At 34.1% G+C, this 25034-nt stretch carries 29 protein-coding genes; 10 read left to right on the forward strand and 19 right to left on the reverse strand.

All coding sequences use genetic code 11. The annotated features are described in order from the left end of the window. The first annotated feature begins 40 nt into the window (after nucleotides 1–40). Nucleotides 41–448, forward strand: a complete 408-nt coding sequence (locus ACEN2N_RS14300) for a Dabb family protein (RefSeq protein ID WP_441824964.1) — start codon at nucleotides 41–43, stop codon at nucleotides 446–448. Nucleotides 449–527: 79 nt separating this feature from the next. Here ACEN2N_RS14300 and ACEN2N_RS14305 read toward each other — a convergent pair whose 3' ends face one another. Further along, nucleotides 528–1571, reverse strand: coding sequence for a quinone-dependent dihydroorotate dehydrogenase (locus ACEN2N_RS14305; RefSeq protein ID WP_441824965.1), 1044 nt, complete (start codon nucleotides 1569–1571; stop codon nucleotides 528–530). A gap of 57 nt (nucleotides 1572–1628) precedes the next feature. Continuing rightward, nucleotides 1629–2078, reverse strand: coding sequence for a hypothetical protein (locus ACEN2N_RS14310; RefSeq protein ID WP_441824966.1), 450 nt, complete (start codon nucleotides 2076–2078; stop codon nucleotides 1629–1631). A gap of 71 nt (nucleotides 2079–2149) precedes the next feature. Between ACEN2N_RS14310 and pepT the strand changes: the two genes are divergently transcribed. Continuing rightward, nucleotides 2150–3373 carry a peptidase T gene (gene pepT, locus ACEN2N_RS14315; protein ID WP_423998399.1) on the forward strand — a complete coding sequence of 408 codons (1224 nt, stop codon included), beginning with the start codon at nucleotides 2150–2152 and terminating at the stop codon, nucleotides 3371–3373. Between the two features lie 4 nt (nucleotides 3374–3377). Further along, nucleotides 3378–3986: a YdeI/OmpD-associated family protein gene (locus ACEN2N_RS14320; protein ID WP_441824967.1), complete on the forward strand. Its 609-nt coding sequence runs from the start codon at nucleotides 3378–3380 to the stop codon at nucleotides 3984–3986. Here the strand turns inward: ACEN2N_RS14320 and ACEN2N_RS14325 are convergent. From ACEN2N_RS14325 to nusB, 4 genes are all read right to left on the reverse strand, one after another. Then, nucleotides 3981–5330, reverse strand: a complete 1350-nt coding sequence (locus ACEN2N_RS14325; protein ID WP_441824968.1) for a Gfo/Idh/MocA family protein — start codon at nucleotides 5328–5330, stop codon at nucleotides 3981–3983. The two genes, ACEN2N_RS14320 and ACEN2N_RS14325, sit on opposite strands and share 6 nt — an antisense overlap. Before the next feature lie 92 nt (nucleotides 5331–5422). Beyond that, complete coding sequence (gene yajC / locus ACEN2N_RS14330) at nucleotides 5423–5710, reverse strand: preprotein translocase subunit YajC (protein WP_068486194.1); 288 nt, start codon at nucleotides 5708–5710, stop codon at nucleotides 5423–5425. A 24-nt stretch (nucleotides 5711–5734) separates the two neighbouring features. After that, nucleotides 5735–6205 carry a DUF1573 domain-containing protein gene (locus tag ACEN2N_RS14335; RefSeq protein ID WP_441824969.1) on the reverse strand — a complete coding sequence of 157 codons (471 nt, stop codon included), beginning with the start codon at nucleotides 6203–6205 and terminating at the stop codon, nucleotides 5735–5737. Between the two features lie 43 nt (nucleotides 6206–6248). Then, complete coding sequence (gene nusB / locus ACEN2N_RS14340) at nucleotides 6249–7196, reverse strand: transcription antitermination factor NusB (protein ID WP_441824970.1); 948 nt, start codon at nucleotides 7194–7196, stop codon at nucleotides 6249–6251. 278 nt (nucleotides 7197–7474) lie between these two features. Here nusB and ACEN2N_RS14345 point away from each other — a divergent pair, with 278 nt between their 5' ends. Continuing rightward, the gene (locus ACEN2N_RS14345; protein ID WP_441824971.1) at nucleotides 7475–9226 is read left to right on the forward strand and encodes an ABC transporter ATP-binding protein; all 1752 of its coding nucleotides are present in this window, start codon (nucleotides 7475–7477) and stop codon (nucleotides 9224–9226) included. 65 nt (nucleotides 9227–9291) lie between these two features. Further along, nucleotides 9292–9678, forward strand: a complete 387-nt coding sequence (locus ACEN2N_RS14350) for a PUR family DNA/RNA-binding protein (RefSeq protein ID WP_441824972.1) — start codon at nucleotides 9292–9294, stop codon at nucleotides 9676–9678. A 71-nt stretch (nucleotides 9679–9749) separates the two neighbouring features. Here the strand turns inward: ACEN2N_RS14350 and ACEN2N_RS14355 are convergent, their stop codons facing one another. The 4 genes from ACEN2N_RS14355 to ACEN2N_RS14370 are packed head-to-tail and all read right to left on the reverse strand — an operon-like array spanning nucleotide 9750 to nucleotide 12364. Continuing rightward, entirely contained in the window at nucleotides 9750–10802 is a 1053-nt protein-coding gene (locus ACEN2N_RS14355; protein WP_441824973.1) for a lysophospholipid acyltransferase family protein, read from the reverse strand. Then, the gene (locus ACEN2N_RS14360) at nucleotides 10799–11719 is read right to left on the reverse strand and encodes a bile acid:sodium symporter family protein (protein ID WP_441824974.1); all 921 of its coding nucleotides are present in this window, start codon (nucleotides 11717–11719) and stop codon (nucleotides 10799–10801) included. Before ACEN2N_RS14360 ends, ACEN2N_RS14355 begins: the two co-directional genes overlap by 4 nt. A gap of 4 nt (nucleotides 11720–11723) precedes the next feature. Then, nucleotides 11724–12062: a tRNA-binding protein gene (locus ACEN2N_RS14365; RefSeq protein WP_441824975.1), complete on the reverse strand. Its 339-nt coding sequence runs from the start codon at nucleotides 12060–12062 to the stop codon at nucleotides 11724–11726. After that, complete coding sequence (locus ACEN2N_RS14370) at nucleotides 12062–12364, reverse strand: phosphoribosylpyrophosphate synthetase (protein WP_441824976.1); 303 nt, start codon at nucleotides 12362–12364, stop codon at nucleotides 12062–12064. Before ACEN2N_RS14370 ends, ACEN2N_RS14365 begins: the two co-directional genes overlap by 1 nt. Before the next feature lie 89 nt (nucleotides 12365–12453). Between ACEN2N_RS14370 and ACEN2N_RS14375 the strand changes: the two genes are divergently transcribed. Then, nucleotides 12454–13017, forward strand: coding sequence for a thioredoxin family protein (locus ACEN2N_RS14375; protein ID WP_441824977.1), 564 nt, complete (start codon nucleotides 12454–12456; stop codon nucleotides 13015–13017). 25 nt (nucleotides 13018–13042) lie between these two features. Further along, on the forward strand, nucleotides 13043–13570 hold the full coding sequence (locus ACEN2N_RS14380) for a GNAT family N-acetyltransferase (RefSeq protein ID WP_441824978.1): 528 nt from the start codon (nucleotides 13043–13045) through the stop codon (nucleotides 13568–13570). Nucleotides 13571–13575: 5 nt separating this feature from the next. Here ACEN2N_RS14380 and ACEN2N_RS14385 read toward each other — a convergent pair whose 3' ends face one another. After that, nucleotides 13576–14112: a YfiT family bacillithiol transferase gene (locus tag ACEN2N_RS14385; protein ID WP_441824979.1), complete on the reverse strand. Its 537-nt coding sequence runs from the start codon at nucleotides 14110–14112 to the stop codon at nucleotides 13576–13578. Nucleotides 14113–14222: 110 nt separating this feature from the next. Between ACEN2N_RS14385 and ACEN2N_RS14390 the strand changes: the two genes are divergently transcribed. Together ACEN2N_RS14390 and ACEN2N_RS14395 are read left to right on the forward strand one after the other, a co-directional pair. Beyond that, the gene (locus tag ACEN2N_RS14390) at nucleotides 14223–14861 is read left to right on the forward strand and encodes a peroxiredoxin (protein ID WP_423998385.1); all 639 of its coding nucleotides are present in this window, start codon (nucleotides 14223–14225) and stop codon (nucleotides 14859–14861) included. Nucleotides 14862–14990: 129 nt separating this feature from the next. After that, on the forward strand, nucleotides 14991–15185 hold the full coding sequence (locus tag ACEN2N_RS14395; RefSeq protein WP_068486174.1) for a cold-shock protein: 195 nt from the start codon (nucleotides 14991–14993) through the stop codon (nucleotides 15183–15185). Nucleotides 15186–15504: 319 nt separating this feature from the next. Here ACEN2N_RS14395 and ACEN2N_RS14400 read toward each other — a convergent pair whose 3' ends face one another. From ACEN2N_RS14400 to ACEN2N_RS14410, 3 genes are all read right to left on the reverse strand, one after another. After that, nucleotides 15505–16437 (reverse strand): peptidylprolyl isomerase, encoded by a 933-nt coding sequence (locus ACEN2N_RS14400; RefSeq protein WP_441824980.1) that lies wholly within the window; start codon nucleotides 16435–16437, stop codon nucleotides 15505–15507. 99 nt (nucleotides 16438–16536) lie between these two features. Next, nucleotides 16537–17931 carry a M20/M25/M40 family metallo-hydrolase gene (locus tag ACEN2N_RS14405; protein WP_441824981.1) on the reverse strand — a complete coding sequence of 465 codons (1395 nt, stop codon included), beginning with the start codon at nucleotides 17929–17931 and terminating at the stop codon, nucleotides 16537–16539. After that, a complete protein-coding gene (locus ACEN2N_RS14410; protein ID WP_441824982.1) occupies nucleotides 17906–18784 on the reverse strand; it encodes a PPK2 family polyphosphate kinase in 879 nt (292 codons plus the stop codon). Before ACEN2N_RS14410 ends, ACEN2N_RS14405 begins: the two co-directional genes overlap by 26 nt. Before the next feature lie 184 nt (nucleotides 18785–18968). Between ACEN2N_RS14410 and ACEN2N_RS14415 the strand changes: the two genes are divergently transcribed. Next, complete coding sequence (locus ACEN2N_RS14415) at nucleotides 18969–19664, forward strand: hypothetical protein (RefSeq protein ID WP_441824983.1); 696 nt, start codon at nucleotides 18969–18971, stop codon at nucleotides 19662–19664. Between the two features lie 10 nt (nucleotides 19665–19674). On the opposite strand, the gene ACEN2N_RS14420 is transcribed toward ACEN2N_RS14415, so the two are convergent. Genes ACEN2N_RS14420 through ACEN2N_RS14440 form a run of 5 tightly spaced genes read right to left on the reverse strand, consistent with a single transcriptional unit; the run spans nucleotide 19675 to nucleotide 24925 of the window. Then, nucleotides 19675–20838 carry a sigma-54-dependent transcriptional regulator gene (locus ACEN2N_RS14420; protein WP_441824984.1) on the reverse strand — a complete coding sequence of 388 codons (1164 nt, stop codon included), beginning with the start codon at nucleotides 20836–20838 and terminating at the stop codon, nucleotides 19675–19677. Nucleotides 20839–20847: 9 nt separating this feature from the next. Continuing rightward, nucleotides 20848–21729 (reverse strand): DUF6268 family outer membrane beta-barrel protein, encoded by an 882-nt coding sequence (locus tag ACEN2N_RS14425; protein ID WP_441824985.1) that lies wholly within the window; start codon nucleotides 21727–21729, stop codon nucleotides 20848–20850. Further along, nucleotides 21716–22651 carry a mechanosensitive ion channel family protein gene (locus tag ACEN2N_RS14430; RefSeq protein WP_441824986.1) on the reverse strand — a complete coding sequence of 312 codons (936 nt, stop codon included), beginning with the start codon at nucleotides 22649–22651 and terminating at the stop codon, nucleotides 21716–21718. Before ACEN2N_RS14430 ends, ACEN2N_RS14425 begins: the two co-directional genes overlap by 14 nt. Next, the gene (locus tag ACEN2N_RS14435; protein ID WP_441824987.1) at nucleotides 22648–23994 is read right to left on the reverse strand and encodes an ABC transporter permease; all 1347 of its coding nucleotides are present in this window, start codon (nucleotides 23992–23994) and stop codon (nucleotides 22648–22650) included. Before ACEN2N_RS14435 ends, ACEN2N_RS14430 begins: the two co-directional genes overlap by 4 nt. Then, nucleotides 23987–24925, reverse strand: coding sequence for an ABC transporter ATP-binding protein (locus ACEN2N_RS14440; RefSeq protein WP_441824988.1), 939 nt, complete (start codon nucleotides 24923–24925; stop codon nucleotides 23987–23989). Before ACEN2N_RS14440 ends, ACEN2N_RS14435 begins: the two co-directional genes overlap by 8 nt. Nucleotides 24926–25034: the final 109 nt, after the last annotated feature.

The following is a 25034-nucleotide window of genomic DNA, read 5'->3' on the forward strand; positions in this document are numbered from 1 at the left end:
TACACCTATTTTTAATATCTTGTTTAAAAATCGATACACTATGAAAATTAAAGTAATTGTATTCCTAATTAGTATTTCATTCATGTCTAATGCTTTTGCAAAGACGGATAAAAACAAAACCACCACCATGATCCAAACTGATAGCCTTTTAAGGCATACTGTTTTTTTTAAGTTCAAGGAAGGAACAACTGCCGAACAAATAAAGAAAGTTGAAGATGCATTTAGCGCTCTACCTTCAAAAATCGAACAAATAAAAGGGTACGAATGGGGATTGAACAATAGTCCCGAAGGTTTGAACAAAGGCTTTACTCACGCCTTTTTTCTAACATTTGAAAGTGAAGAAGATAGAGCAATTTACTTGCCACACCCAGACCATGCTGCTTTTGGTGCTGTACTGACTCCGTTTTTAGATGATGTATTTGTAGTTGATTACTGGACCAAACCGTAAATTAAAATTGCACATATATAAAAATGGCCTTGTACAAATTGTGCAAGGCCATTTTTATTTTATAGTAATAGTTAAAATCTTAAACCGCAGCTTTTTCAATAAGCGCTTTATTAATTTTTTTAACCAAAGCCGGACCTTCATATACAAAGCCTGTCCATAATTGAATTAGATCTGCACCAGCTTCTAATTTCTCGATAGCATCTTCAGCAGAGTTTATACCGCCCACACCAATAATAGGGAATGCCTTATTACTCTTCTCCGCTAAAAAACGAATTACCTCAGTACTTCTATCTTTTAATGGAGCACCACTTAGTCCGCCAGCTTCTTCTGTTACCAAAGCATGAGATTTTAAATTCTCTCTAGAAATAGTTGTATTGGTAGCTATAATACCATCAATAGCAGTAATTTTTACAATATCAATAATATCTAACAATTGGCTATCAGTTAGGTCTGGCGCTATTTTCAATAAAATAGGTTTACGAACAGTAGACTTACGTTCGCTTTGTTTTGAATTCTCTAATTGAAGCTCATTTAGCAGAGCCGTTAATGGCTCTTTATCTTGTAATTCTCTTAAGCCAGGTGTATTTGGCGAACTTACATTCACAACAAAGTAATCTACATGATCAAATAAAGCATCAAAACAGATCAAATAATCTTTAATAGCTTCATTATTCGGTGTCACTTTGTTCTTACCAATATTACCACCAATAAGCACCTTATGTTTTTTCTTTAAATTTTCTACAGCTTCAAAAACCCCGTGATTATTAAATCCCATTCGGTTTATAATAGCTTTATCTTCTTTTAAACGAAATAATCTTTTCTTTGGATTGCCGTCTTGCGGTTTTGGGGTAAGGGTGCCAATTTCTACGAATCCGAATCCGAAATCTGATAATTCGTTATATAAGACAGCATTTTTATCAAACCCAGCAGCCAAACCAACCGGATTCTTAAATTTTAATCCGAATAGCTCACGTTCCAAACGTTTATCTTCAACTACGAACATAGATTTAATAAGACCAGACAGTCCTATTTTAGAGAAAAACTTAATACTTGAAAAACTAATATGATGAACTTTCTCGGGATCAAGAAGAAATAAAAGAGGTCTAATAAAAAGCCTATACATGTCTATATTTTAGAAGCGGTAAAAATACAAACTGTAAATGAGAATGTTAGTTAGAACTTATCTGTTTTCATCAACAATACTATCTGTGTTCATTGTGGGCGCAACAATATAAGGAGAACGATAAGCCTCTTTACATAATGATTGGTACAGTTCGTATTGCTTGGGGTTGAATAAAGCCAGCATTTTCTTATCCGTCATTTCTTGAACCCTAGCCATACTATCCATAACCACTTTGTATTTATCCGCTAATTGACGTAGTTCTGTAACATTGCTTTGAGGATGTCTACTCTTTACATTCTCTAATTCATTACTTAAAACATTGTTTCTATATTTAACCTCGGCACTTAAACTTTCTAGTTTTTCATGCTGCATTTCATTAAGTTGAAAAATATCTGATATAATAGAATCGCTGGTAACGCCTACCCCTAATATGCAATCTGCTTGAGAATATCCGTTTACGAAAAATAAAACAGAAGCCGTTAGTACCAAAAATTTAAAATTATTCATATCAAAATTTATAAAATCTTACGTCTACTAAATTACAATATATAAGCTTATTTTTGATAAAACCATTTACAATGCAACATATAATTGACCGTTTCATAAGCTACATTACTATTGATACGCAAAGCGATTCATCATCAGAGACCACCCCGAGTACTGAAAAACAGTGGAATTTAGCGAATAAATTAGTTGATGAATTACGTTCAATAGGCTTATCTGATGTGACCATAGATGAAAATGCCTATATCATGGCAACACTACCATCTAATGTTGAACATGATGTACCTACTATAGGCTTTATCTCGCATGTTGATACCTCTCCTGATTTTTCTGGCACTAATGTAAATCCGCAAATTATCAGAAATTACGACGGTAAAGATATTGTTCTGAATAAGGAAAAAAACATCATTCTATCATCATCTTATTTTGATGATTTACTGCAGTATATTGGTCAGACACTAATTACTACAGATGGCACAACATTGTTAGGTGCCGATGATAAAGCAGGTATTGCCGAGATTGTAACAGCTATGGAGTATTTGATCAATAATCCTAAAATAAAGCATGGCAATATAAGAATTGGGTTTACACCCGATGAAGAAATTGGTCGTGGTGCACATAAATTTGATGTAGAAAAATTTGGTGCAGAATGGGCATATACTATGGATGGTAGCCAGATTGGTGAATTGGAATATGAAAATTTCAATGCAGCAGGTGCCAAAATAACTATAAAAGGAAAAAGTGTACACCCAGGTTATGCAAAAGGCAAAATGGTAAATTCACTTTTAATAGCCAATAAAATTATAAGCGATTTACCCAAGCACGAAGTACCTGAAGAAACATCTGGTAGAGAAGGCTTTTTTCATGTACATCATTTTGACGGAGAAATCGAAAATGCAACTGTAGAGCTAATAATTAGAGATCACGATTTAAAGCATTTTGAGCAACGTAAACAATTAGTAAAAGACATCGTCCAAAAATTTAATAACGTTTACGACAATTGTATTGAGCTAGAATTAAAAGATCAATACTTTAATATGAAAGAAAAGGTAGAACCTGTTTTTCATATTGTAGAAATCGCTAAAAAGGCAATGCAAGATATCGGCATAAAACCAATTATTAAACCAATACGCGGTGGCACCGATGGTTCTCAGTTAAGTTATATGGGCTTACCTTGCCCTAACATATTTGCTGGCGGACATAATTTTCACGGTAAGTATGAATATGTGCCCGTAGAGAGTATGCAAAAAGCGGTTGAAGTTATTGTACGTATTTGTGAGCTAACAGCAAATCAATGATACGATGGAAAAGCAAGAGAAATTAGATGAATTCTATGATGAGCCACATCACTTTAAAAATGAAGTAGCAATATTAAGAACTCTTGCCTTAGCCTGTGGAATGACAGAAACTTACAAATGGAGTTTCCCCACATATATGGTAGATAATAAAAATATCATCGCCATAAACAAATTCAAAAACCACTTCGGAATCTGGTTCTTTAACGGAGTGTTTTTAAGTGATTCGAGAAATGTATTAGAAAATGCACAAGAAGGAAAAACCATGGCAATGCGACATTGGAAATTTTCTTCACTTGAAGCTATCGATAAAAAGGAAATTACAGCGTACTTAACGGAAGCTATAGAAAATCATAAGAAGGGATTAGAAATAAACGTAAATAGAAAGCCGAAAACAAAAATTGTCATTCCTACTCACCTATCAATTACACTTGAAAACAACGAGGACATAAAAAATGCTTTTAACAAATTAACCTATTCAAAAAAAAAAGACTATGCCGAGTACATTGCAACCGCCAAACAAGAGAAAACAAAACTATCTAGATTAGAAAAGATAGTTCCGTTGATATTAGCTGGCAGGGGAATACATGACATTTACCGAAAAAATTATTTATAATGTGGGCAGCTTCCAACCATTATGATAATTAGCTTTTAAGAATTGATTAGCTTCTTCATTTTTAAATTGCCCTGTAGTTTCATCCCAATAAATTCTATTTCCTGTCTTAAAGGCAACATTACCCATATGCGATACCAAAGCAGCATCATAACCTACTTTTATAGGTGCATTCAATTTAGAATTATCTCTACTTTTGACCGCATCGATAAAATTCTGTGTGTGTAAATCTAATCCACTAAGTCCACCATTATCATATGTCATCGCTTCCATTTTTGGAATACCATCTTTACCCCAACCTTTAAATTCATTTTCAGGAATAACCTCCCAGCCACCTCTATCTAAAACAAGGGTGCCATTATTACCTATAAAAGCAATGCCATGATTTCGACCGTAATTACCACCATCAATACCTGTTGCATGTTCCCATAGAATTGAGAATCCGTCATACTCATATACTGTTTGTAATGTATCCGGAGTTTCTGATGCATCGTTCGGGTACGCAAATTTACCACCTAAAGCCATTACAGATTTAGGAGTTTCAGCCTTCATACCATACAGAGCATAATCCATTAAATGAACTCCCCAATCGGTCATTAATCCGCCTGCATAATCCCAAAACCATCTAAAATCGAAATGAAATCTATTCTTGTTAAATGCTCTTTCTGGTGCAGGACCCAGCCACATTTTATAATCAACTCCCGCAGGAGCAGCACTATCAGCTACTACAGGCACAGGTTTCATCCATCCTTGGTATGCCCAAGCTTTTGCCAAACGTATTTCGCCCAATGCGCCCGTATGCACATATTTAATAGCGTCTACAAAATGCGGTTGACTACGTTGCCACTGCCCAATTTGTACCATTCTATCTCGAGATTGCACAAAATCTAGCATAATGTTCGCTTCTTGCACAGAGTTAGCAATTGGCTTCTCACAGTAGACATCTTTACCTGCCTGCAACGCATCTGTTAATTGTAGACAATGCCAATGATCTGGTGTACCAATGATAACTACATCAATATCTTTGTTCTCATATAGCTTTCTATAATCGCTATACCACTTTGGTTTTCTAATTCCTGCTTTTTCCAAATCGGAAGTTCTCTCTCTTAGCACATTCTCATCAACATCACACAGAGCAATAACATTAATTTCGCTCATTTTTAGAAAAGAAGTCAAATCTGAAAACCCCATTCCTTTACAACCTACCAAACCCACATTTATAGTATCGTTTGCCCCAACTTTCTTTCGCATCATTGATAACAATTCCATAGGAAACATAAACGATGCTCCAGTCATTAACAATCCTGCAGTTCCTTTTCTGATAAAATTTCTTCTATTTTGTAGCATGTTATTGATTTAAGTGCACTTAAATATAACACAATTGAGCAAAAAAAACACCGATGTTTCCATCGGTGTTTTTTATATGAATTCAGAAAGAATTACTTTTTCTCTGGAGCGTTTAATTTAGCGCTCATTTCCATGGATATGGCAGATCTATCAAACTTTAACTTCCCGGCCATTGTTTCCAATACACAAGAAAAATCATTGTCGTTCAAATCTACTACTTTACCGTGCAGACCACTTTTGGTAATAACACGATCACCACGTTTTAATTCTGCTGAAAATTTCTTTTCATCCTTCTGTCTTTTCATTTGAGGTCTGATCATAAAAAAATATGCGACCACAAAAATTAAAATCATCGGAAGAAACTGCCCTATATCACCCATGTTTGGTATATCTGTAATTTATAATTATTTAACAGGTCCTAATGAAGCTGCTCCTTTTGGGTTAACGAAAGCTTTGATTCTTAAAAGCTCAGAACCTTTTTCAGTGTTAGCCGTAACTGTAATAGTTTTAGTAACCTGGTTTTGTCCAGAACCATTGAAATTAACTTTCAACTCACCTTTTTCACCTGGTGCAATAGGATCCTTTGGAGGATTAGGAACTGTACAACCACAGCTACTTTTAGCATCGGTAATAATTAATGGGGCATTACCAGTATTGGTAAATACAAATACAGTCTCTTGTGGAGTACCTTGCTCAATTGTACCAAAATCATGCTCTGCCTTCTCGAAAGACATTACAGGTACTGCTTTAGCAGCCTCATCTCTTACCGCAGCCTCTGCTACATTATCAGTTTTAATTTTACTTGATGCGTTGTCTTTACAAGAAGTAAAAGCTACCATTGATACAAGACCAACAATTAGAACTATTTTTTTCATACTATTTAGATTTATCAATTATTTGTAAAATTATAAAATATTTTTATAATAGACCTCTTCCCATCTTGTTAAGCTTTCCTTCTGACTTGTATTCTTTAGTAAGCTTATCGAGAATTCCGTTTATAAATATGCTACTTTTTGGTGTAGAGTATTCTTTAGCAATTTCTAAATACTCATTTATGGTTACCCTTTCTGGTATAGAAGAAAAATGTAACAACTCGCAAATAGCCATTTTTAATAATATACTATCAATACCTGCGATACGATCTTTATCCCAATTCGGCGTTTTACCTTCAATCTCTTTTTCTAATGCATCGTTCTTTAATAATGTTCTAGATAGCAATTGCATGGCAAAAGTCATATCATCATCATCTTTCAACAAACTTGGCAAAAAGTAAGATTCTGGGTGTACTTGTTTTGCCTTCTTTAAATGCTTTAATATAAAGGTATTAACAATAGGTATATCATCTACCCAAGTTAACTTATCATCTTCAAAGTAATCGTAAATTTTATCGTTGGGGGCTATAATGTTCTTAAACAAGTTCAGCACTAATTCTTTATCTGCCGCATAGTCGCTTTCAGGTGTAGACATGTATTCTTGATATGCCTCGCTCTCGATAATCTCTTTATAGATAAGTTTTACATACTCTTCGTTCAAGTACCAGTTATCTAACTTTCTATGAGTAATTTCTTCCTCTAAGGTCTTGTTCTCAACAATTTGCAACAGCAATCTGTTTTGAATAAACTTTTTAGGATTAGAAAATTCTTTCTTTTTGTCGTTAATATATTTGTTAGCAGATAAAGAAATCTGGTCAGCTGCCCTTTTTTGTATCTCTACGAAAAGACTTAGCCACAACAAGTATAGCGTATAGGTATTCTCTATGCTTACTTTTAAAAACTTCTCTTGTTTTTGTAACGAATCATCTTTAGATTGAATGAGTGCGTATATGCTCTGCATTACCTTAACCCTAATGTGCCTTCTTGTAAGCATTTGAAAGAACTTATTTAATATATTAGTAAATTACCTTGGGGACAAGCCCGCGAGGCATTGAATTTAAAACATAATTAATATTTCCACGCAAGCCTTTCAGGCAGGCGTCGAAGCTTTTAAATCTCGATTATCGAGTAAATAAAGCCGCAAAGGTAAGTATCTATTTAAAGGGTCACAATAGCAATCGTATTTATCTTAGCTTATTTATAACATATCGTTTTAGGTCAAAAAACTATCTTTGCCCATAGAAATTTATACTATTACCTTTTCTACTACTTATGAAAGAACTTAAGCATCTAAATAAATACTTCAAAAAATACTGGCTTAAGCTTTTTTTCGGGATTATAATTACTGTTATAGCCAGGCTATTTCAATTGATCATGCCGTCTTACGTCAATAATTCTATTACCGTAGTTGAGCAATATATAAAAGCTGAAATAGAAAAATCTACCGCGCAAGATTTGTTAATGGAGTACATACTAATAATAGTAGGCGCCGCTTTATTATCTGGATTCTTCACTTTTTTAATGCGTCAATTAATTATCAATATTTCGAGATATATAGAATACGACCTTAAAAACGAAATATTCGATCACTACCAAAAATTAAGCCTCAACTTTTATAAGAAAAATAGAACTGGTGATTTAATGAACAGAATAAGTGAAGATGTAAATGAAGTACGTATGTATGCGGGTCCGGCTATTATGTACGGCATACAGACACTAACTTTATTTGCCTGTCTAATACCCCTAATGTTTATCAAAGCACCTACTTTGGCTGCGTACACCTTATTACCATTACCTTTTTTATCTGTTTTAATTTATCAAATAAGTAAGGTAATACACAAGCGAAGTACCATTGTACAGCAGTATTTATCTACGTTATCGACGTTTACACAAGAAATATTTTCAGGTGTTTCGGTTATTAAAGCATATGCGTTAGAGCCACAAACTAATAAAGATTTAGAAAAACTTGCCATTGAAGGAAAGGAAAAGAGTGTTAGTCTGGCAAAAGTAAATGCTTGGTTTTTCCCTCTAATGATACTATTAATAGGTATCAGTAATATTTTGGTCATATATATAGGAGGAAAACAATATTTGGCGGGTGAAATTGAAGTTGGCTTAATTGCGGAGTTTATATTGTACGTAAACATGTTAACGTGGCCTGTTGCAATTGTAGGATGGCTCACATCTATCGTACAAAGAGCTGCTGCAAGTCAAGAACGTATCAACGAATTTTTAAATCAGGAGTCAGAAATTAAAAACACGCCCACTCACGAGCATACGGTAAAAGGTAAAATTGAGTTTAAAGATGTTGATTTTACTTATCAAGATACCAACATAAATGCCTTAAAACACTTGTCATTTACCATAAACGAAGGGGAGACCACAGCTATTATTGGCAAAACAGGATCAGGCAAATCTACAATTCTAGATTTAGTTGCCAGGTTATACGATACTACATCGGGTGAAATTTTAATAGATGACGAGCCTATTAAAAATATTGACCTAACCAGTTTAAGAGAATCTATTGGGGCAGTACCACAAGATGCATTTCTATTTTCTGATAGTATAAAGAACAATATTAAATTCGGAAAAGAAGACGCTACAGACCAAGAAATTATTGACATCGCCAAAGATGCCGTTGTTCACGAAAACATAATGGGTTTCTCTAAAAAATACGACACGGTATTAGGTGAAAGAGGTATTACTTTAAGTGGCGGACAAAAGCAGCGTGTTTCAATTGCAAGAGCATTAATTAAAAAGCCGCAAATTTATTTGTTCGATGATTGTCTTTCTGCGGTCGACACAGAAACGGAAGAAGAAATTTTAAGCAATCTTAAAAAAGCTTCTAAGAATAGAACTACATTAATTGTAAGTCACAGGGTTTCTTCGGCTAAAAATGCCGATAAAATATTGGTGTTAGATGACGGCAGACTCATTCAAGAGGGTACGCACGACGAATTAAATACTCGAGAAGGGTATTATAAAGACCTCTATAGCAAACAGCTCTCAGAGAAAGAAAGTTAGAAAATTGTTGTCGGATAACGATTTTTTTTTCATTTTTGATAGCATAACGACACTAAACATTAGAAATGAGCGAAAGAGATTTATCAGATCAGGAAGAAATTCACTCCAAAGTTTTACGCGCAGGTAGAAGAACGTACTTTTTCGATGTAAGAAGTACTAAGGCAGGGGACTATTATTTAACGATTACAGAAAGTAAGAAATTTACACATGACGATGGTTCATTCCATTATAAGAAGCATAAAATTTATTTATATAAAGAAGACTTCGACGCCTTTAAAGAAAATGTAGAAGAAATGATGGATTTCATCATCAACGAAAAAGGTTCTGAAGTAATTTCTGAAAGACATCAAAAAGATTTTAAGAAAGAAGATTCAGAAACAGAAGTTGAAATACCTGTAGAAAATACCTCTACTACTTCTAGTTTTACAGATGTTAGTTTTGAAGACATCTAGTTTTAAAACTATCTTTTAAAAAATTAACGACTCTTTTTAAGAGTCGTTTTTTATTTTAAGGTATTTGATAATTACCTTAAACCGTACTTTACCAACCCTACATTTAGTAAAGTCAAAATACAGATAGCACTTATTGCAATATATGGCGTAAATACTATTGCTATAACCGCAAAAATAAAAGTCATATAAATAGGATAAGATATCATCGCAAACGCAAACCTGAACGTGCCCATAAACTCATCTTCGGGTACTTTTGGCTTTAACCATAATCTCCAAATTATTATTATTGGGAAATTTAGAAATGCAAGCAGCCAACTAAATAAATTGAAAACTCGCTTTTCTAGTGCAGGCATATTTGAGCTATCTATACCTTGCTGCGTTAGTACTTTTATTTTTTCGTTGACAGAAGTAGGCTTAAGAAAATCAGCCTTCTCTGCTATTAGTCTGTTTAAAATTTCATCGTAATCTTCATCAATTGGAATATGAGTAGTCAAATTTTCTAAACTTGACGAAATCTGGTTTTTTATAATTATGGAAGATGTATTCAAATCATTCTTATCATATAAACTTCTTGCCGAAATTGGTTTTCCATAACATATAGTCACCTCATCAGGAAAATGAGCTGCGTGCTTATAATTAAACCCAACAGGAATCAATTGAACATCTAACGCTGGGCACATTTCAAAAGTTCTGAAGAGTATTCTTGTAAAACCTTTACTCAATGGTCTAACCCTACGCTGTAAATTATGATTGGCTTCAGGAAACAAAAGCAAGGCTTCACCCCTATTTAAAATTTCTGCACATGAATTAAAAATAGCTTCATTATTGGAAAGCGTATCTCGACCGTCGCGCATTCTGTAAATTGGCAACATTCGAAAATATGAGAAAATACGTTTTAGCAATTTACCCTTGAAAACATCTGATCGGGTTAGAAAGTACGGTTTTCGATTACAGTCTGTAGCAATTAACAATACGTCAATTAATGCACTTTGATGATTAGGCAGAAACATTACAGGCTTATCTTTTGTTATATGCTCCAACCCTGAAATAACAATTTTCTTATGGTAGCCGTAGAGTCCTGTTTTTACAACATATTTTACTAATGAATATAGAATTGTACTCACGCTAACGTCTCTTTAACAACTGGTTTTCTATTCCAAAAAGCAGCCAAAATTAACCCCGAAACTATATGCCAAATACCCCAAAAGGCTGCAAGAAGAGCCATACCGCCTAATCCGTCGAAAAAAGTAAAAATCAATAATAATCCTAATCCAGAATTCTGTATTCCTGTTTCTATGGTTATCGACCGTAGACTATCCTCAGGTAATTTAAAAATGCGACCAAGGCTATACCCTGTAGATAATGCTATTAGATTATGAATTAAAACAATCCAAAAAACATAAAAAATATAATCCATAAAGATGATGCGGTTATTGTATAAGGCAATAAATACCAAGCCAATGAAAAAAACCAAAGACACTATTTTAAGCTTCTTTGCAATTTTTAAAGCTAACACCGGTTTTTTAAAATTCACATACATACCTAATAATAAAGGCAGACCCAAGAGCAAAAACACCAATTTTATCATTTCGATAGGTGATATGGTTATATCTTGAATAAGCCTAGAACTAGGCTCATACAACATTGAATAAAAATGAAAATTCAATGGTGTCATTATAACCGCTAACATAGTAGCAATGGCAGTAAGACTAACAGATAATGCCGTATTTGCTTTAGATAGATAAGATATAAAATTAGAAATATTACCGCCTGGGCAAGCAGCCACCATAAACATACCCAAAGCTATACTGGGCAGCGGTTCTATACTATAGACAAGTAAAAAAGTTATTGCAGGCAGAATAATAAATTGGCTACATAACCCAACTAGTAAGGACTTAGGTTTTGACCATAGAGGCTTAAAATCTGAAATTGAAATTTCTAAGGCTACGCCAAACATTACCAAACTTAAAACAATGTTCATTATCCATAATAAACCTGAATCAAAATTAATATGAATGTTATCTAAGATAGTATCAGTCAAAAAATTAAGAAATTTTTAGTCCGTTTGGCACTTTCATTTGAGGTTGAAGCAGCACCACCGAACTATTGTCTACAGCACCTAATATAAGACATTCACTCATAAAATTGGCAATTTGTTTTTTCGGAAAATTAATAACAGCAGTCACTTGAAGTCCGATCAATTCCTCTTTATTATACTTTTCTGTAATTTGGGCAGACGTTTTTCTCACCCCTATTTCTTCACCAAAATCTACATGTAACTTGTACGATGGATTTCTAGCCTCAGGAAAGTCTAGAGCTTCTATAATAGTGCCAACCCTCATATCTATTTTACTAAAATCTTGCCATGTTATAGGTTCTTTCATTAGCTCAATTTAAGCTTTTCTATTAAATCTTTAGGCACATTGCCCGCATACATGCCATATGCATCTACTAATAAGCCCTTTTCACCGGTACTTGTTTCAATAACATACAATATTGTATTATCATCGGGGTTGCTCATACCTTCGAACCTATAGAATTTTACAACCTTTAATTCTTTCGCGTTATGAATATTCTTCTTGCTTTTGTTTTCTACACCGGCATCACATAAATTAAAATCTTCTGTGTAACCTTCTTCTTGTAATTCTTTAATTGCGATGGATAAAGAAATATATGCATTTTCCATAATAGTCATTTGTATATTTTAATGAATATTATAAAGAAAAGACAAGCTTAATATAATCGTTAACTTAGTACCATAAATTATTAATTGATATGGCAAGAACAGAAAGCAAAATGTTGGCATTAGGTACTGTTGCACCAGAATTTAGTCTGTTAGATACGGTTAGTAAAAAAACCATGAACCTTCACTCTTTAAATGGTAGTAAAGGAACGGTTATCATGTTTATCTGTAACCACTGTCCATTTGTTATTCATGTAAATCCAGTAATCACTAAAATGGCATTAGAATATCAAAAAAAGGGTATTCACTTTATTGCTATATCTAGTAATGATGTGGAGAACTACCCCGAAGATGGACCACAATACATGAGAATAAAAGCAAAAGCCGAAAATTACACTTTTCCTTATTTGTATGATGAAGACCAAAGTGTAGCTAAAAAATATGATGCGGCCTGCACCCCAGATTTCTATCTATTTGATAATGGATTAAAATTGGTTTACAGAGGTCAAATAGACGACTCTAGACCGGGTAACGGATTGCCATTAACTGGCAAAGACCTTAGAGATGCCATTGAAAACCTATTAAAAGGTAAAGAAATTAATCCTATTCAAAAACCTAGTATTGGTTGTAATATTAAATGGAAATCTAACGCTTAAATATAGTAGCTTTTTATTTTAGATTATGGAGAATAATATTCAGTTTGTACCACTGAAGCCAGAACTTTATAGTACGTATAATGAAATAGGTACAAAAGCCTATGATCAACATTACAAACATCTTTGGCCTAATGGCGACACGAGCACATATATTAAAAACAGTTTTACCGAAGAAGTACTTTTAAATGAAGAGCAAGACGAAGACACAGTTCTATATCTTATAAAGACAAATTCGACATACGTAGGTATACTAAAAATTACCCTGCACAAACAACTACAAGAGTATAGCAAAGTCGATGCATTATACCTTGACAAAATCTATATTCTTAACGAATTCTCTGGTAAAGGTTTAGGCTCTGAAGGTTTAAAATTTGTTGAGCAAATTGCTGCAGACCATTCTAAAAAAGTGATTTTTCTAGAGTCTATGCAAAAAGGTCTGGCACTACCCTTTTACTTATCACATTCTTTCACAATTGTTGCGAACACGCAAGTACCATTCAACAATGTTATTGAAGAAGAAAAACCAATGTATGTACTACAGAAGAATTTGTAAGTATTCTACCAACCTTTTCTATCTACCAAATTTTGAATATGTGCCAAATGGTGGTTACTGTGCCATGCATATTTACCAATATTTTCGGCAACTGAAACATTGACACTACCCTCTGGGTGAATATAACTTTTCTCAAGATCTGCCGATTCAAGGTGAGTTAGTAAATACACTAGTTTAGCATGCAATGCTGTTAGATAAGAAAGTGATAAAGAAATTGGTGCTGTTTTTGCATCAATAAGTTCGCTCCACAATTTCTCTTCGTAGACTTTTATAAGTGGTCTATTCTCTGTCAATGCCCATTTGAACCGAGTATAACTATGATGATGGCTATCTGCCATATGGTGCACTACTTGCCTAACCGTCCATCCACCATCGCGGTAAGGTGTATTTAGCTGTTCTTCAGAAAAATCATGTACCAAATTTGACAAACGTTTAGGTAGTGTATCTAATATAGTTATCCAATTTGCAATATCATCTTTCGAGATATGTTCAGGACATTCAAAAAAGCCTATCGGGTATTTTAATTTTTCTAATTCTTCCATGTACTAAATGTAAAAATTTTAATAGACTTTTAACCTAAAACCTACCCACAACATTATATAATCTACTAATTTTATAGGATATTAAAATAAACAGACAAAATTATATTATTATGGCAACAATACGTTTAGGTGATAAAGCACCAAATTTTACTGCAGATAGCTCAATGGGCACTATTAATTTGTACGATTACCTAGGTGATAGTTGGGGAATATTATTTTCTCACCCTGCAGATTTCACTCCCGTTTGTACTACAGAGTTAGGTACGGCGGCAAAATTCAAAGATGAGTTCGATAAAAGAAATGTAAAGATGATTGCTTTAAGCGTTGATGGTGCAGCGTCTCATGCAGAATGGATTAAGGATATTAATGAAGTACAAAATACAGTTGTTAACTTTCCAATCATTGCAGATGAAGATAAAAAGGTATCTCATTTATATGATATGATTCACCCAAATGCAGATAATAACCTAACAGTACGTTCAGTTTTTATAATTGCACCAGATAAATCTGTAAAGCTAACTTTGACATACCCAGCATCTACTGGCAGAAATTTTTACGAATTGCTAAGAGTTATAGATTCTTTACAACTTACTGCTTACCACAAAGTTGCTACACCGGCGAACTGGGAAAAAGGTAAAGAAGTGGTGGTTAGCCCCGCAATATCTACTGCTGACGCAAAAGATATGTTTTCTAAAGGAGTTACCGAGGTAAAACCATATTTAAGAATGACACCAGACCCTACTGCATAGGTCTAAAAACGAGTTCATCCTCAATACATTAGACAAAAATTGTTAACCTTAAGATAACATATAAGATTTTAAGTTTTTAAACAAAAAAAAACTATCTTCGTGCTTTAATTAATATTTAATTTTTCTATTATGAGTAAAGGAACAGTAAAATTCTTCAATGATTCTAAAGGTTACGGATTTATCACTGAAGATGGTTCAAACGAAGATCATTTTGTACACATTTCTGGCTTAATCGATGAAGTTCGTGAAGGTGATGTTGTAGAATTTGAACTACAACAAGGTAAAAAAGGATTAAACGCCGTTAATGTGAAGGTACTTGACTAGGTAACGATTTAACTTTTTTATAGTTTAAAACCCGAACCAATTGGTTCGGGTTTTTTTATGCTTATTTTTTAAAAATTTGTTCAATAAAAACGCAACCTTTTACCTAAATACATATCTATAGATTAAACAAGAACGGTTCCCCGACCTTATACATGTATTTATGACCACATTTTTGACCGTATTTTTAGTGCTGATGTTTGTTAATGTAGTATTGCTTTTAGGAAGTTTTATTACCCGCAAAAAATAATCATCAAAAAAAAAAAAAAAACACCTATATCATTAAAATACAGGTGCTTATCTATAATTTTGAAGTGGTTTCTTAACCCACTTTCATTAACTCTACATCGAATATCAATGTGGCATCAGGTGGTATTACCCCGCCAGCACCAGCCGACCCATATGCTAAGTCAGAAGGTATTACGAAACGTGCCTTATCACCAACTTTTAATAATGAGATACCTTCATCCCAACCTGGTATAACTTGCCCAATACCCAATTGAAAATCAATTGGAGAATTACGCTTGTAAGATGAATCAAAAACCTGACCATCTAGAAGTGAACCTTCATAATGCACAGATACTTTTTTTCCTTTCTCAGCTTGCGCTCCACTACCTTTCTGAATCATTTTATAACGAAGTCCAGAGGGAGTAGATTCAAAACCTGCAGCAACTTTATCTAGTTCAGCCTCTTGCCTTGCTTTTTCTTTTGCTAGTCTTGCTTCGCCAGAAGCGTTAAAATCTTCAAATGCTTTTAATGCATCCCATTTTTTGGCAGCATCACCAACTCTTACAATTTCTAAAGATTCAATAAAATCATCTTGTGCTATAGCATCTACAACTTCTTGACCAGACTCAACACGACCAAAAATAGTATGTTTATTATCTAACCATGGTGTTGGCACATGCGTAATAAAAAACTGGCTACCATTAGTACCAGGACCCGAATTAGCCATTGAAAGCACACCTGGAGCATCATGCTTTAGTTCTGGGTGAAATTCATCATCAAATTTATAACCGGCGTCACCAGTACCTCTACCTTGAGGACAACCACCTTGAATCATAAAATCAGGAATAACCCTATGAAATTTTAAACCATTATAATATGGCTCACCTTTACCTTTAGCGCTATTTTCTTTATCACCTTCTGCTAAGGCTACAAAGTTACCTACTGTACCAGGAGTTTTATCGTGAGTTAATTTTACTAGTATTTCGCCTTTATTTGTATTGAACTTGGCGTAAATTCCGTCTTCCATTTTTGTTTTTTTTATATCTGACAAAGGTAAAGAAATTTAACGATTTGTACATTTCGTCTAGTTCAAAACCCAAAAACTGTTGTTCGATTTTTTATTTAATTAGAATCCATATTTGTCTACTAAGTATACCAAACTTGCCATAGAAGCAGCACCTAATTGTAGTTCGCGTCTATTTACATGTTCAAAAGTATCGTTCTCGGCATGGTGATGGTCAAAATAACGTTGAGAATCTGGTCTTAACCCTGCAAGAACTAATCCTTCTTGTTTCAACGGACCAATATCTGCACCACTAAATCCTTTTTCAAAGGAATGAATTAGGTAAGGTTCAAAAAGATTTTTCCAGGTCAATATTTTCTCAAAGTTCTTATCAGAACTATCGATAGTAAATCCGCGAGGTGTAAATCCGCCAGAATCACTTTCTAGAGCGAATATGTGCTTTTCATTATTGGCATTGGCAATTTCGGCATATTTATTACCACCTCTTAATCCGTTTTCCTCATTCATAAAAAGAACAACTCTAACGGTATGTTTAGGTTTGTAACCTGTTTTTTTGAAAAGGTTTAAAACCTCCATACTTTGAACACAACCGGCACCGTCGTCATGAGAACCATCGCCTAAATCCCAAGAATCTAGGTGTCCGCCAACTACAATCACCTCTTCAGGTTTCGTTGTTCCTCTAATTTCTGCAATAACGTTGAATGACTCTACATCATTAAATTGTTTACAGTTTTGTTTAAAATAGAAGTTAATTTCTGGATTCAGCTTTAACGAAGTACTCAATAATTCAGCACCATTGGTACTAATAGCAGCAGCAGGTATTCTTTCTGATTCCGGCTGTTCCCCATAACCCATTGAACCCGTATGCGGGTAATCATCTAAGCGCAGATTCAACGAGCGTACAATTACACCCAATGCACCGTATTTAGAGGCTTCTTCTGCACCGGCATAACGCTGATCAACACAATTGGAATATGCAGTAAAGGTATCTATCTGGGTAGCATCCATCGGTTTATTGAAGAATACGATTTTACCAGAAATCTTATCCTTACCTAAAATAGCCAACTGTTCTATACCATCAACTTCAATTATATTGGCTTTAATACCCTGTTGCGGAGTAGGTACTGAACCACCTAACGCACAAATAGCCACGTTCGTAGTGGCACCTGGCGAAGTTTCGTAATAAGCAAATTCAGGTGTGCCCCTAACCCACTTAGGTACCATAACCGGTTGCAACCAAACTTTATCAACGCCTAAAGAATCTAATTGAGATTTTGTATAATTAACAGCTTGTTGAGCCTGTATAGATCCCGATAGTCGCCCACCAATTTGATTCGATAAATAATTCAACCAATTATAACCAGCACCTTCTGTCAATGCTACATCATAAAGTTTCTTTATCTGTTCTTGATCTGTATTTTGTGACGACCCCACATATGTGAAAGCAATAACAAATAAAAGCGCAAGTTTACTATTCACTTTGTAGTTGTTCTTCATAGCTGTCTAAATTAGCCATTATTTTTTCGCTCAACATAGGCTCTTTGATATCTTTGTATTTTTTTAACGATTCTAATAAAATTGAAGCGATTATTATTCTTGTTGCTTTCTTATTATCTGCAGGCACTACAAACCATGGCGCATGATCATGGGTTGTTTTAGAAATAGCTTCTTCGTAACAATGTTGGTAAACGTCCCATAGTTTACGCTCTTTTAAATCTCCTGGAGAAAATTTCCAGTGTTTTTCTTTTAAGGCAAGCCTTCTTAATAAACGTTGACGTTGCTCTTCTTTAGAGAGATTAAGAAAGAACTTAAATATTAAGGTTCCGTTTTCGGCAAGGTGTCGTTCAAAATCATTGATCTGTTCAAATCTTTTATCCCAAAAATTCTGATCAATATCTTCTACCGTATGTATACCCGGTATATGTTCGTTTAAAATATATTCTGGGTGCACTCTAGTTACTAATACATTTTCGTAATGGGTTCTATTAAAAACGCCGAATTTACCTTTTGCAGGCAACACTAAATAATGACGCCAAAGATAATTATGGCTCAGTTCTAATTCTGTAGGTACTTTAAAACTGTGCACCTCTACACCACTAACATTGAAATCTTTAAACACCTCTCGTATTAAACTATCTTTACCAGCGGTGTCCATACCTTGTAGGCATACAAGAATACTATATTTGCCATGAGCATAAATAGTATCTTGAAACTCCCCTAGTTCTCTTCTAATTTTTGATAATTCTTTTTTCAGTTCCTTTTCAGACTTACCAAAATCTTCAAAAGTCTCATTATCAGAGATTTTAAAGTTCTTATTGGTTCTATAATTGTCTACTTTTATTTTATCCATTCTGAAATATAAAATTTAATAGTTATGAATACTAATTTGGCAACAAAAGCTAAGTAATATAATTCGCACAAATTCCGTTCATCCTAATTGATGTGTATTGTATCGAAAATAATATTTTCAACAAGGTAAAGGATATAAATTTATCGATGTAAGATCCCAAATTTTACATCTAAATCACCTACTTATGAAGAAAAATATCTTTTTTTTCTGTGCTATTGCACTACTATCCCTATCCTCATTTAGCTCGAATGTAGAGTGCGAATATGCAAATTCTAATATGGGTTATGCGAAATCGCAAATCAATGCAGCATTACAAACACAAGATATTAATCAAGCACGATTTTATGCTTACAAAGCGCTGAGTGCTTTAGAAAAATCTAAGAATCAATTAAATGTTTGTGGTTGTAAATATGCAAAAGAAAGCATGCTTGAAAATATAGAAGTATTATCACTTGCTACAAAATCTACTACATTAGAAGGTACTATTAATTATTTGAACGCATCTATAGAACTTACGAACAATACTATTTTGGTATTAGAATCTCACGATACACATGAAAGCGCCTATGCTAGCGACGCACTTTCGATGAACACAAGTTCGACATCAAAAACAACAGCAACTAGTAAAGCATCACATAACAAGAGCCTGTTCGAAACTATTGATATTTCTTTAGAAAAGTATCGTATATCACTTGATAAAGTAGTTGAGAGCGTAAATTGTAAAGATGCAACCGCATTCGCCCGTAGAATTCACGATGAATGTGAAGCTCAATTACTAAAACCGAATATTTCGGAAGGAAGCAAATATTACAACTTACGCACCAAAGAAATTACCCAAGAAGCATTGAATAAAATTGGTAATTGCGCTGCTACTAAATAATCATTAAAGATTACTTACTGGCAAACAATTTTACATCATCTTCTGAAACCACTTGACCGCCAAGTATAATTAAACGTTCTACAACATTTCGAAGTTCACGAATATTACCTGTCCAATCATAGGCTTTTAACAATTTAATTGCCGCATCAGAAAAAGTTTTGGCAACCATACCTTGCTCTTCAGTAATTTTATTTGAAAAATGTTCTATTAATAAAGGAATATCAGCGCGTCTATCATTAAGACTTGGTACTTGTATAAGAATTACTGCCAACCTGTGGTATAGATCCTCTCTAAAATTACCTTCTTCAATTTCCTTTTTTAAATCTTTATTGGTAGCTGCGATTACACGCACATCGACTTTTATATCTTTATCTGAACCTACACGCGATATTTTACTTTCTTGAAGCGCTCTAAGTACTTTTGCTTGGGCAGAAAGACTCATATCACCAATTTCATCTAAGAAGATGGTCCCTTTATTAGCAGTTTCAAATTTACCTGCTCTATCTTTTACTGCCGAGGTAAATGCACCTTTTACATGCCCGAACAACTCACTTTCTATTAATTCTGATGGTATAGCAGCACAATTCACTTCAATAAATGATCCTGAACTTCTAGGGCTTTTTTCATGTAGCCAATGTGCTACAAGTTCTTTACCTGTACCATTAGATCCCGTAATTAGAACACGAGCATCTGTTGGCGCAACTTTCTCTATCATTTCTTTGATAGTATCTATTTCGCTACTCTCGCCGATCATCTCGTAATTCTTACTTACTTTTTTCTTCAAGTTTTTATTCTCTACAACAAGAACTTTTCTATCTAAAGCATTTCTAACCGTAGTTAGCAGTCTATTTAAATCTGGCGGTTTTGAGATATAATCGAAGGCGCCTAACCTCATTGTATTTACCGCAGTATCTAAATCCCCGTGTCCGGATATCATTATAAACGGAATTTCAGGTTTTATTTTTCTTGCAGCTTCAAGTACCTCTACGCCATCCATCTTAGGCATTTTTATATCGCAGAGCACCAAATCATAGTCGTTATTTTTAATAGTTTCAATTCCTTTTAATCCGTCTTCAGCCTCCTCTACAGAGTATGAATCGTTTTCTTCGGATAAAATTTTGACCAATACCCTTCTAATTGCCGCTTCATCTTCTATTACTAATATTTTTGACATAACTGCTTTTTAAATTCCTATTCTTATTCCTGTTCTAAAATAAAGACCTGATGCATCGTTTAATGTAAAAATGTCATCTCTATCTTCATTACGTAATGCACTATTTTGATAAATAGACCGACCACCTATAAAGTAAACGGACATATCTTTAGTTATCTTATACTGATACCCTAATGTCAATAATAATGCCGTAGAAGATACATCGGTAGATAAATTATTACCCGGCAACAAAATATCGTTTTGAATATTTACATAATACCCATCTAAAAATATTTCGGTCTGAAAGAAATGTCCTTTTTTAGTAAAGTACTTCATACCCGATTTCGGAACCCCTAACGTGTAAGACCAGTTAGGATGAAATCGTTTCTCGAAATACACAAACGGCAAAGGAACATCTATTGGCGAAGTACCATTATATGAAATACCTAAAACCAACATATAGGGTTTGTCTACATCTTTTATATTTTTATATGCCCCAGCAGTGTAGTTCATATTAAAATCTTCTTTCTGTAATTCTTGTACAAAATTCGAAGACCATCTTGGCGTTACAACACCTATTAATCGCCAAGTTTCACTCAACTTATACATGTATGCCAAGTTTACATCTAGTACATGAAACTTATTTAAATCTCCTGAATTTGGGAATAGGTCATCTGGCACTTCGAAGTTATATCGATTATACTCTGTACCTAATACCAAAAAATCTTTTTTATCACGAACCGCAATAGGTACGTTCAAAACCAATTTTATTCGTGAGGTTTCAACATCGCCACTATTTTCTGGCATTAGCATATATTCCAACCTAAAAACATCGGGTGTTTGCGCTTCTATTGAATTTATAGAAACGATCAACAAGCCTATAAACAGAAATAGTCTGCTATGCTTTATCATTATTGTCTGCATTTGAAACATTGCTATGCTGAAAGGGACCTTGTTGAAACAAATGAATATCTCTTTGAGGAAATGGTATCGAAATATTATTTTTTCTAAAAGCGGCATCGATTTTATACCGCACTTCACTTTTTACACGTGGATCGGTAAAACTATCTGTAATATAAAAGTTCACTGCAAAAATTAAAGCCGAGTCTCCAAAATCTTCAAAAATGACAAATGGTTTCGGACTCTTTAATATATTTCTTTGCGATTTAACAACTTCTAAAAGCAAGTTGGTCACCAATTCAATATCACTACCATAAGCCACACCCACACGTACCAATTCTCTTGTCGTTTTATGATTTTGTGTATAATTATAAACGATATCACTAATGAACTTATGATTTGGTATAATGATAACTTTATCATCTCTGGTAATAGCTCTTGTAGTACGTAATTTAATTTCAAATACTTTACCGACTTTATTATCTATTTCAATGATATCGCCTACCCTCAATGACTTATCTACAATAATGAAAATACCACCAATGATATCTTGAAAAATCTCCTGTAAAGCCAATCCAAGTCCGACGAATAATGCTGCCGATGCGGTAATAAGAATGGTAATATTTATACCAGCAGCACTCATTGTAAAAAGTATGACTATAACATATACCAGATATTTAATAAATTTAAAAATGCTGATAAACTTGAGTTTATCATCGGCTTCCATTTTTCTTGTAAAAAACCGACGTATTCCCTGTAGAATAGTACTGGTCAATAAGAAAGCCACGGTCAGCAATAATAGTAACCCAATGGTTATGTGAATAGACTTTTCACCCTCGCCGAAATGATAACCTAGGTCTAAAAATTTCTTTATAGTTCCCCAAATATCATCTTCTATTATTTCTTTTATCTTCTCTGTACTTTCTTGGATCATGACGAATATTTAAGCCACTTATACAATTCTTTATAGCTTGGTTTTTTACCATACATTAAAATCCCTACGCGGTATATTTTCGCAGCCACCCAAACAATACCAATAAAAGTACCTATTAATATTAAAATTGATGTAATCAATTGCCAAACCGGTACGCCACCTTCACCAATACCCCAAGGCAAACGCATTAACATTACAATAGGTGATGTCAAAGGAAAAAGGGAAAATGCAACAGCTATAGGTCCGTTCGGATTGCTGAATACAGAAAAGAACCCCACATAAATCGCCAGCATCAGTGGAAGAATTACGGGAAAAATAAATTGTTGCGTATCGGTTTCATTATCCACTGCAGCACCAATAGCCGCGTAAATAGAGCTATAAATTAAATAACCCAAAACGAAATAGACAATGAAAAAAAACAGCATCGCAAAAATGGGCAAATCAAAAATTTCTTGAGCGTATAATTGAATATTTTGAGTAAGGGCATCAACATCTACATTTGCACCATTAGCCATGCCCGGTGCCATACCGCCACCTTTGGTTAAACTAGCAGGATCAATATCGAAAATAGCCAGGCCGATGAATAGCAAAATAGCGCCAGAGACGATCCAAATTGCAAATTGGGTAATACCTGCCAAAGAGGTACCTATAATTTTACCCATCATTAAATGAAATGGTTTTACAGAAGATATAATCACTTCGATAATTCTACTCGTTTTTTCTTCAATAACACTTCGCATTACAAAACCGCCATATATTATAATGAACATCATTATTAGATACCCAAAAGCGCCACCGATTATCGCTTTAATTTCATTAATACCCTTTATATTTTGATTTCCATCGAACGTTTCAATATTAATATTGTAGCTGCGATCCATTTCAGCATATTCTTTTGGCGACAACCCCATTTCACGTAGTCTCTCTTGCCGTAATCTGCCAGTAATCGAATTTTCTAATTTGTCTAGAATTGTAGCACTTGGTGCATCTTTACTATAAAAGAATGCACGTTGAGCTACTTGCTCTAAATTAGGTTCGTCTGGTAGATAAATAAGTCCGTAAAAGCCTAAACTAAGGGTAGAATCTTTAGCAGCAGCCAATGAAATATCTTTGAAATTTATATAGGATGTAGCTTCTGATGTTACAAATTCATTTGAAAAATAGCTACTATCGTTCAATACACCAATTACCTTTTTATCATTATCATTTAACTGGGTAAGATATGCGATCAACAAAATCATACCTACCATTAAAAAAGGACTCAAAAATGTCATAACGACAAAAGACTTATTTCTAACCTTCGCAATATATTCCCGTTTTATAATTAGAGGTAACTTATTCATTGTCCAGATTTTTATTTTGGATGGTCTTAATAAAAATATCATTTGCAGAAGGTATTGTTTCTACAAAACCATTTACATTGGCTCTTGTACCTAAAAAAGATAGAATTTCGCTAGACTCATTAGAAGGTAATTGAACGGTCAGGTTCAATTGTTTTTCAATGTTATTATACTCTTGGGTAAGTACATCAAACTTATCTTGTATTTCACGAACTAATACTTCATGATTATCGGTCTCTAACCCAATTTTAAAAATATTGTTCTTATAGGCTTTCTTAATATCTGATAATTTGCCGTCCAGTATTTTTTCAGACTTATGAATCAGGGCGATATACTCGCATAATTCTTCAACAGATTCCATTCTATGGGTAGAAAAAATTATAGAGGTACCTTTTTCTTTTAAACTTAAGATCTGCTCTTTTATAATATTGGCATTAATAGGATCAAAACCACTGAACGGTTCGTCAAAAATCAACAGTTTTGGCTCATGCAGTACGGTAACCACAAACTGTATTTTTTGCGCCATACCTTTAGAAAGCTCCTGTATTTTTTTGTTCCACCAATCGCCAATTTCCAATCTTTCGAACCAATACTTTAGGCGTTTTTTTGCTTCATCTTTAGATAAACCTTTGAGCTGAGCAAGATAAAGTGCCTGTTCGCCCACCTTCATACTTTTATACAAACCACGTTCTTCGGGCAAATATCCAATCTGTGAAATATGTTCAGATTTCAATAGTTCGCCGTCAAAATAAACGGATCCTTGATCAGGATATGTAATTTGATTTATAATACGTATTAACGTGGTTTTACCAGCCCCATTCGGACCCAGTAAGCCGTAAATACTATTCTTAGGAATTTCGAGGGAAACGTTTTTTAATGCCGTATGGCTCCCAAACTGTTTGGAGACATCTTTAGCGACCAAAATGTGACTCATGTACTCAATTTCTTCAAAGATATTGAAATGTTTCGACTAGCTATCCTCTTTATGATTCCTTTATAAAACAACATTTTAAATCAAAGGGAAGAGAAGTCATTTTTAACCT

Origin of the sequence: Maribacter spongiicola (genome assembly GCF_052119685.1) — a bacterium.
Taxonomy (GTDB): domain Bacteria; phylum Bacteroidota; class Bacteroidia; order Flavobacteriales; family Flavobacteriaceae; genus Maribacter; species Maribacter spongiicola_A.

Bases quoted from the DNA above. Each gene is read 5' to 3' on its own strand.
- ACEN2N_RS14300 (WP_441824964.1), top strand. From the start codon at position 41: ATGAAAATTAAAGTAATTGTATTCCTAATTAGTATTTCATTCATGTCT.
- ACEN2N_RS14305 (WP_441824965.1), bottom strand. From the start codon at position 1,571: ATGTATAGGCTTTTTATTAGACCTCTTTTATTTCTTCTTGATCCCGAG.
- ACEN2N_RS14310 (WP_441824966.1), bottom strand. From the start codon at position 2,078: ATGAATAATTTTAAATTTTTGGTACTAACGGCTTCTGTTTTATTTTTC.
- pepT (WP_423998399.1), top strand. From the start codon at position 2,150: ATGCAACATATAATTGACCGTTTCATAAGCTACATTACTATTGATACG.
- ACEN2N_RS14320 (WP_441824967.1), top strand. From the start codon at position 3,378: ATGGAAAAGCAAGAGAAATTAGATGAATTCTATGATGAGCCACATCAC.
- ACEN2N_RS14325 (WP_441824968.1), bottom strand. From the start codon at position 5,330: ATGCTACAAAATAGAAGAAATTTTATCAGAAAAGGAACTGCAGGATTG.
- yajC (WP_068486194.1), bottom strand. From the start codon at position 5,710: ATGGGTGATATAGGGCAGTTTCTTCCGATGATTTTAATTTTTGTGGTC.
- ACEN2N_RS14335 (WP_441824969.1), bottom strand. From the start codon at position 6,205: ATGAAAAAAATAGTTCTAATTGTTGGTCTTGTATCAATGGTAGCTTTT.
- nusB (WP_441824970.1), bottom strand. From the start codon at position 7,196: ATGCTTACAAGAAGGCACATTAGGGTTAAGGTAATGCAGAGCATATAC.
- ACEN2N_RS14345 (WP_441824971.1), top strand. From the start codon at position 7,475: ATGAAAGAACTTAAGCATCTAAATAAATACTTCAAAAAATACTGGCTT.
- ACEN2N_RS14350 (WP_441824972.1), top strand. From the start codon at position 9,292: ATGAGCGAAAGAGATTTATCAGATCAGGAAGAAATTCACTCCAAAGTT.
- ACEN2N_RS14365 (WP_441824975.1), bottom strand. From the start codon at position 12,062: ATGAAAGAACCTATAACATGGCAAGATTTTAGTAAAATAGATATGAGG.
- ACEN2N_RS14370 (WP_441824976.1), bottom strand. From the start codon at position 12,364: ATGGAAAATGCATATATTTCTTTATCCATCGCAATTAAAGAATTACAA.
- ACEN2N_RS14375 (WP_441824977.1), top strand. From the start codon at position 12,454: ATGGCAAGAACAGAAAGCAAAATGTTGGCATTAGGTACTGTTGCACCA.
- ACEN2N_RS14380 (WP_441824978.1), top strand. From the start codon at position 13,043: ATGGAGAATAATATTCAGTTTGTACCACTGAAGCCAGAACTTTATAGT.
- ACEN2N_RS14385 (WP_441824979.1), bottom strand. From the start codon at position 14,112: ATGGAAGAATTAGAAAAATTAAAATACCCGATAGGCTTTTTTGAATGT.
- ACEN2N_RS14390 (WP_423998385.1), top strand. From the start codon at position 14,223: ATGGCAACAATACGTTTAGGTGATAAAGCACCAAATTTTACTGCAGAT.
- ACEN2N_RS14395 (WP_068486174.1), top strand. From the start codon at position 14,991: ATGAGTAAAGGAACAGTAAAATTCTTCAATGATTCTAAAGGTTACGGA.
- ACEN2N_RS14400 (WP_441824980.1), bottom strand. From the start codon at position 16,437: ATGGAAGACGGAATTTACGCCAAGTTCAATACAAATAAAGGCGAAATA.
- ACEN2N_RS14405 (WP_441824981.1), bottom strand. From the start codon at position 17,931: ATGAAGAACAACTACAAAGTGAATAGTAAACTTGCGCTTTTATTTGTT.
- ACEN2N_RS14410 (WP_441824982.1), bottom strand. From the start codon at position 18,784: ATGGATAAAATAAAAGTAGACAATTATAGAACCAATAAGAACTTTAAA.
- ACEN2N_RS14415 (WP_441824983.1), top strand. From the start codon at position 18,969: ATGAAGAAAAATATCTTTTTTTTCTGTGCTATTGCACTACTATCCCTA.
- ACEN2N_RS14420 (WP_441824984.1), bottom strand. From the start codon at position 20,838: ATGTCAAAAATATTAGTAATAGAAGATGAAGCGGCAATTAGAAGGGTA.
- ACEN2N_RS14425 (WP_441824985.1), bottom strand. From the start codon at position 21,729: ATGATAAAGCATAGCAGACTATTTCTGTTTATAGGCTTGTTGATCGTT.
- ACEN2N_RS14430 (WP_441824986.1), bottom strand. From the start codon at position 22,651: ATGATCCAAGAAAGTACAGAGAAGATAAAAGAAATAATAGAAGATGAT.
- ACEN2N_RS14435 (WP_441824987.1), bottom strand. From the start codon at position 23,994: ATGAATAAGTTACCTCTAATTATAAAACGGGAATATATTGCGAAGGTT.
- ACEN2N_RS14440 (WP_441824988.1), bottom strand. From the start codon at position 24,925: ATGAGTCACATTTTGGTCGCTAAAGATGTCTCCAAACAGTTTGGGAGC.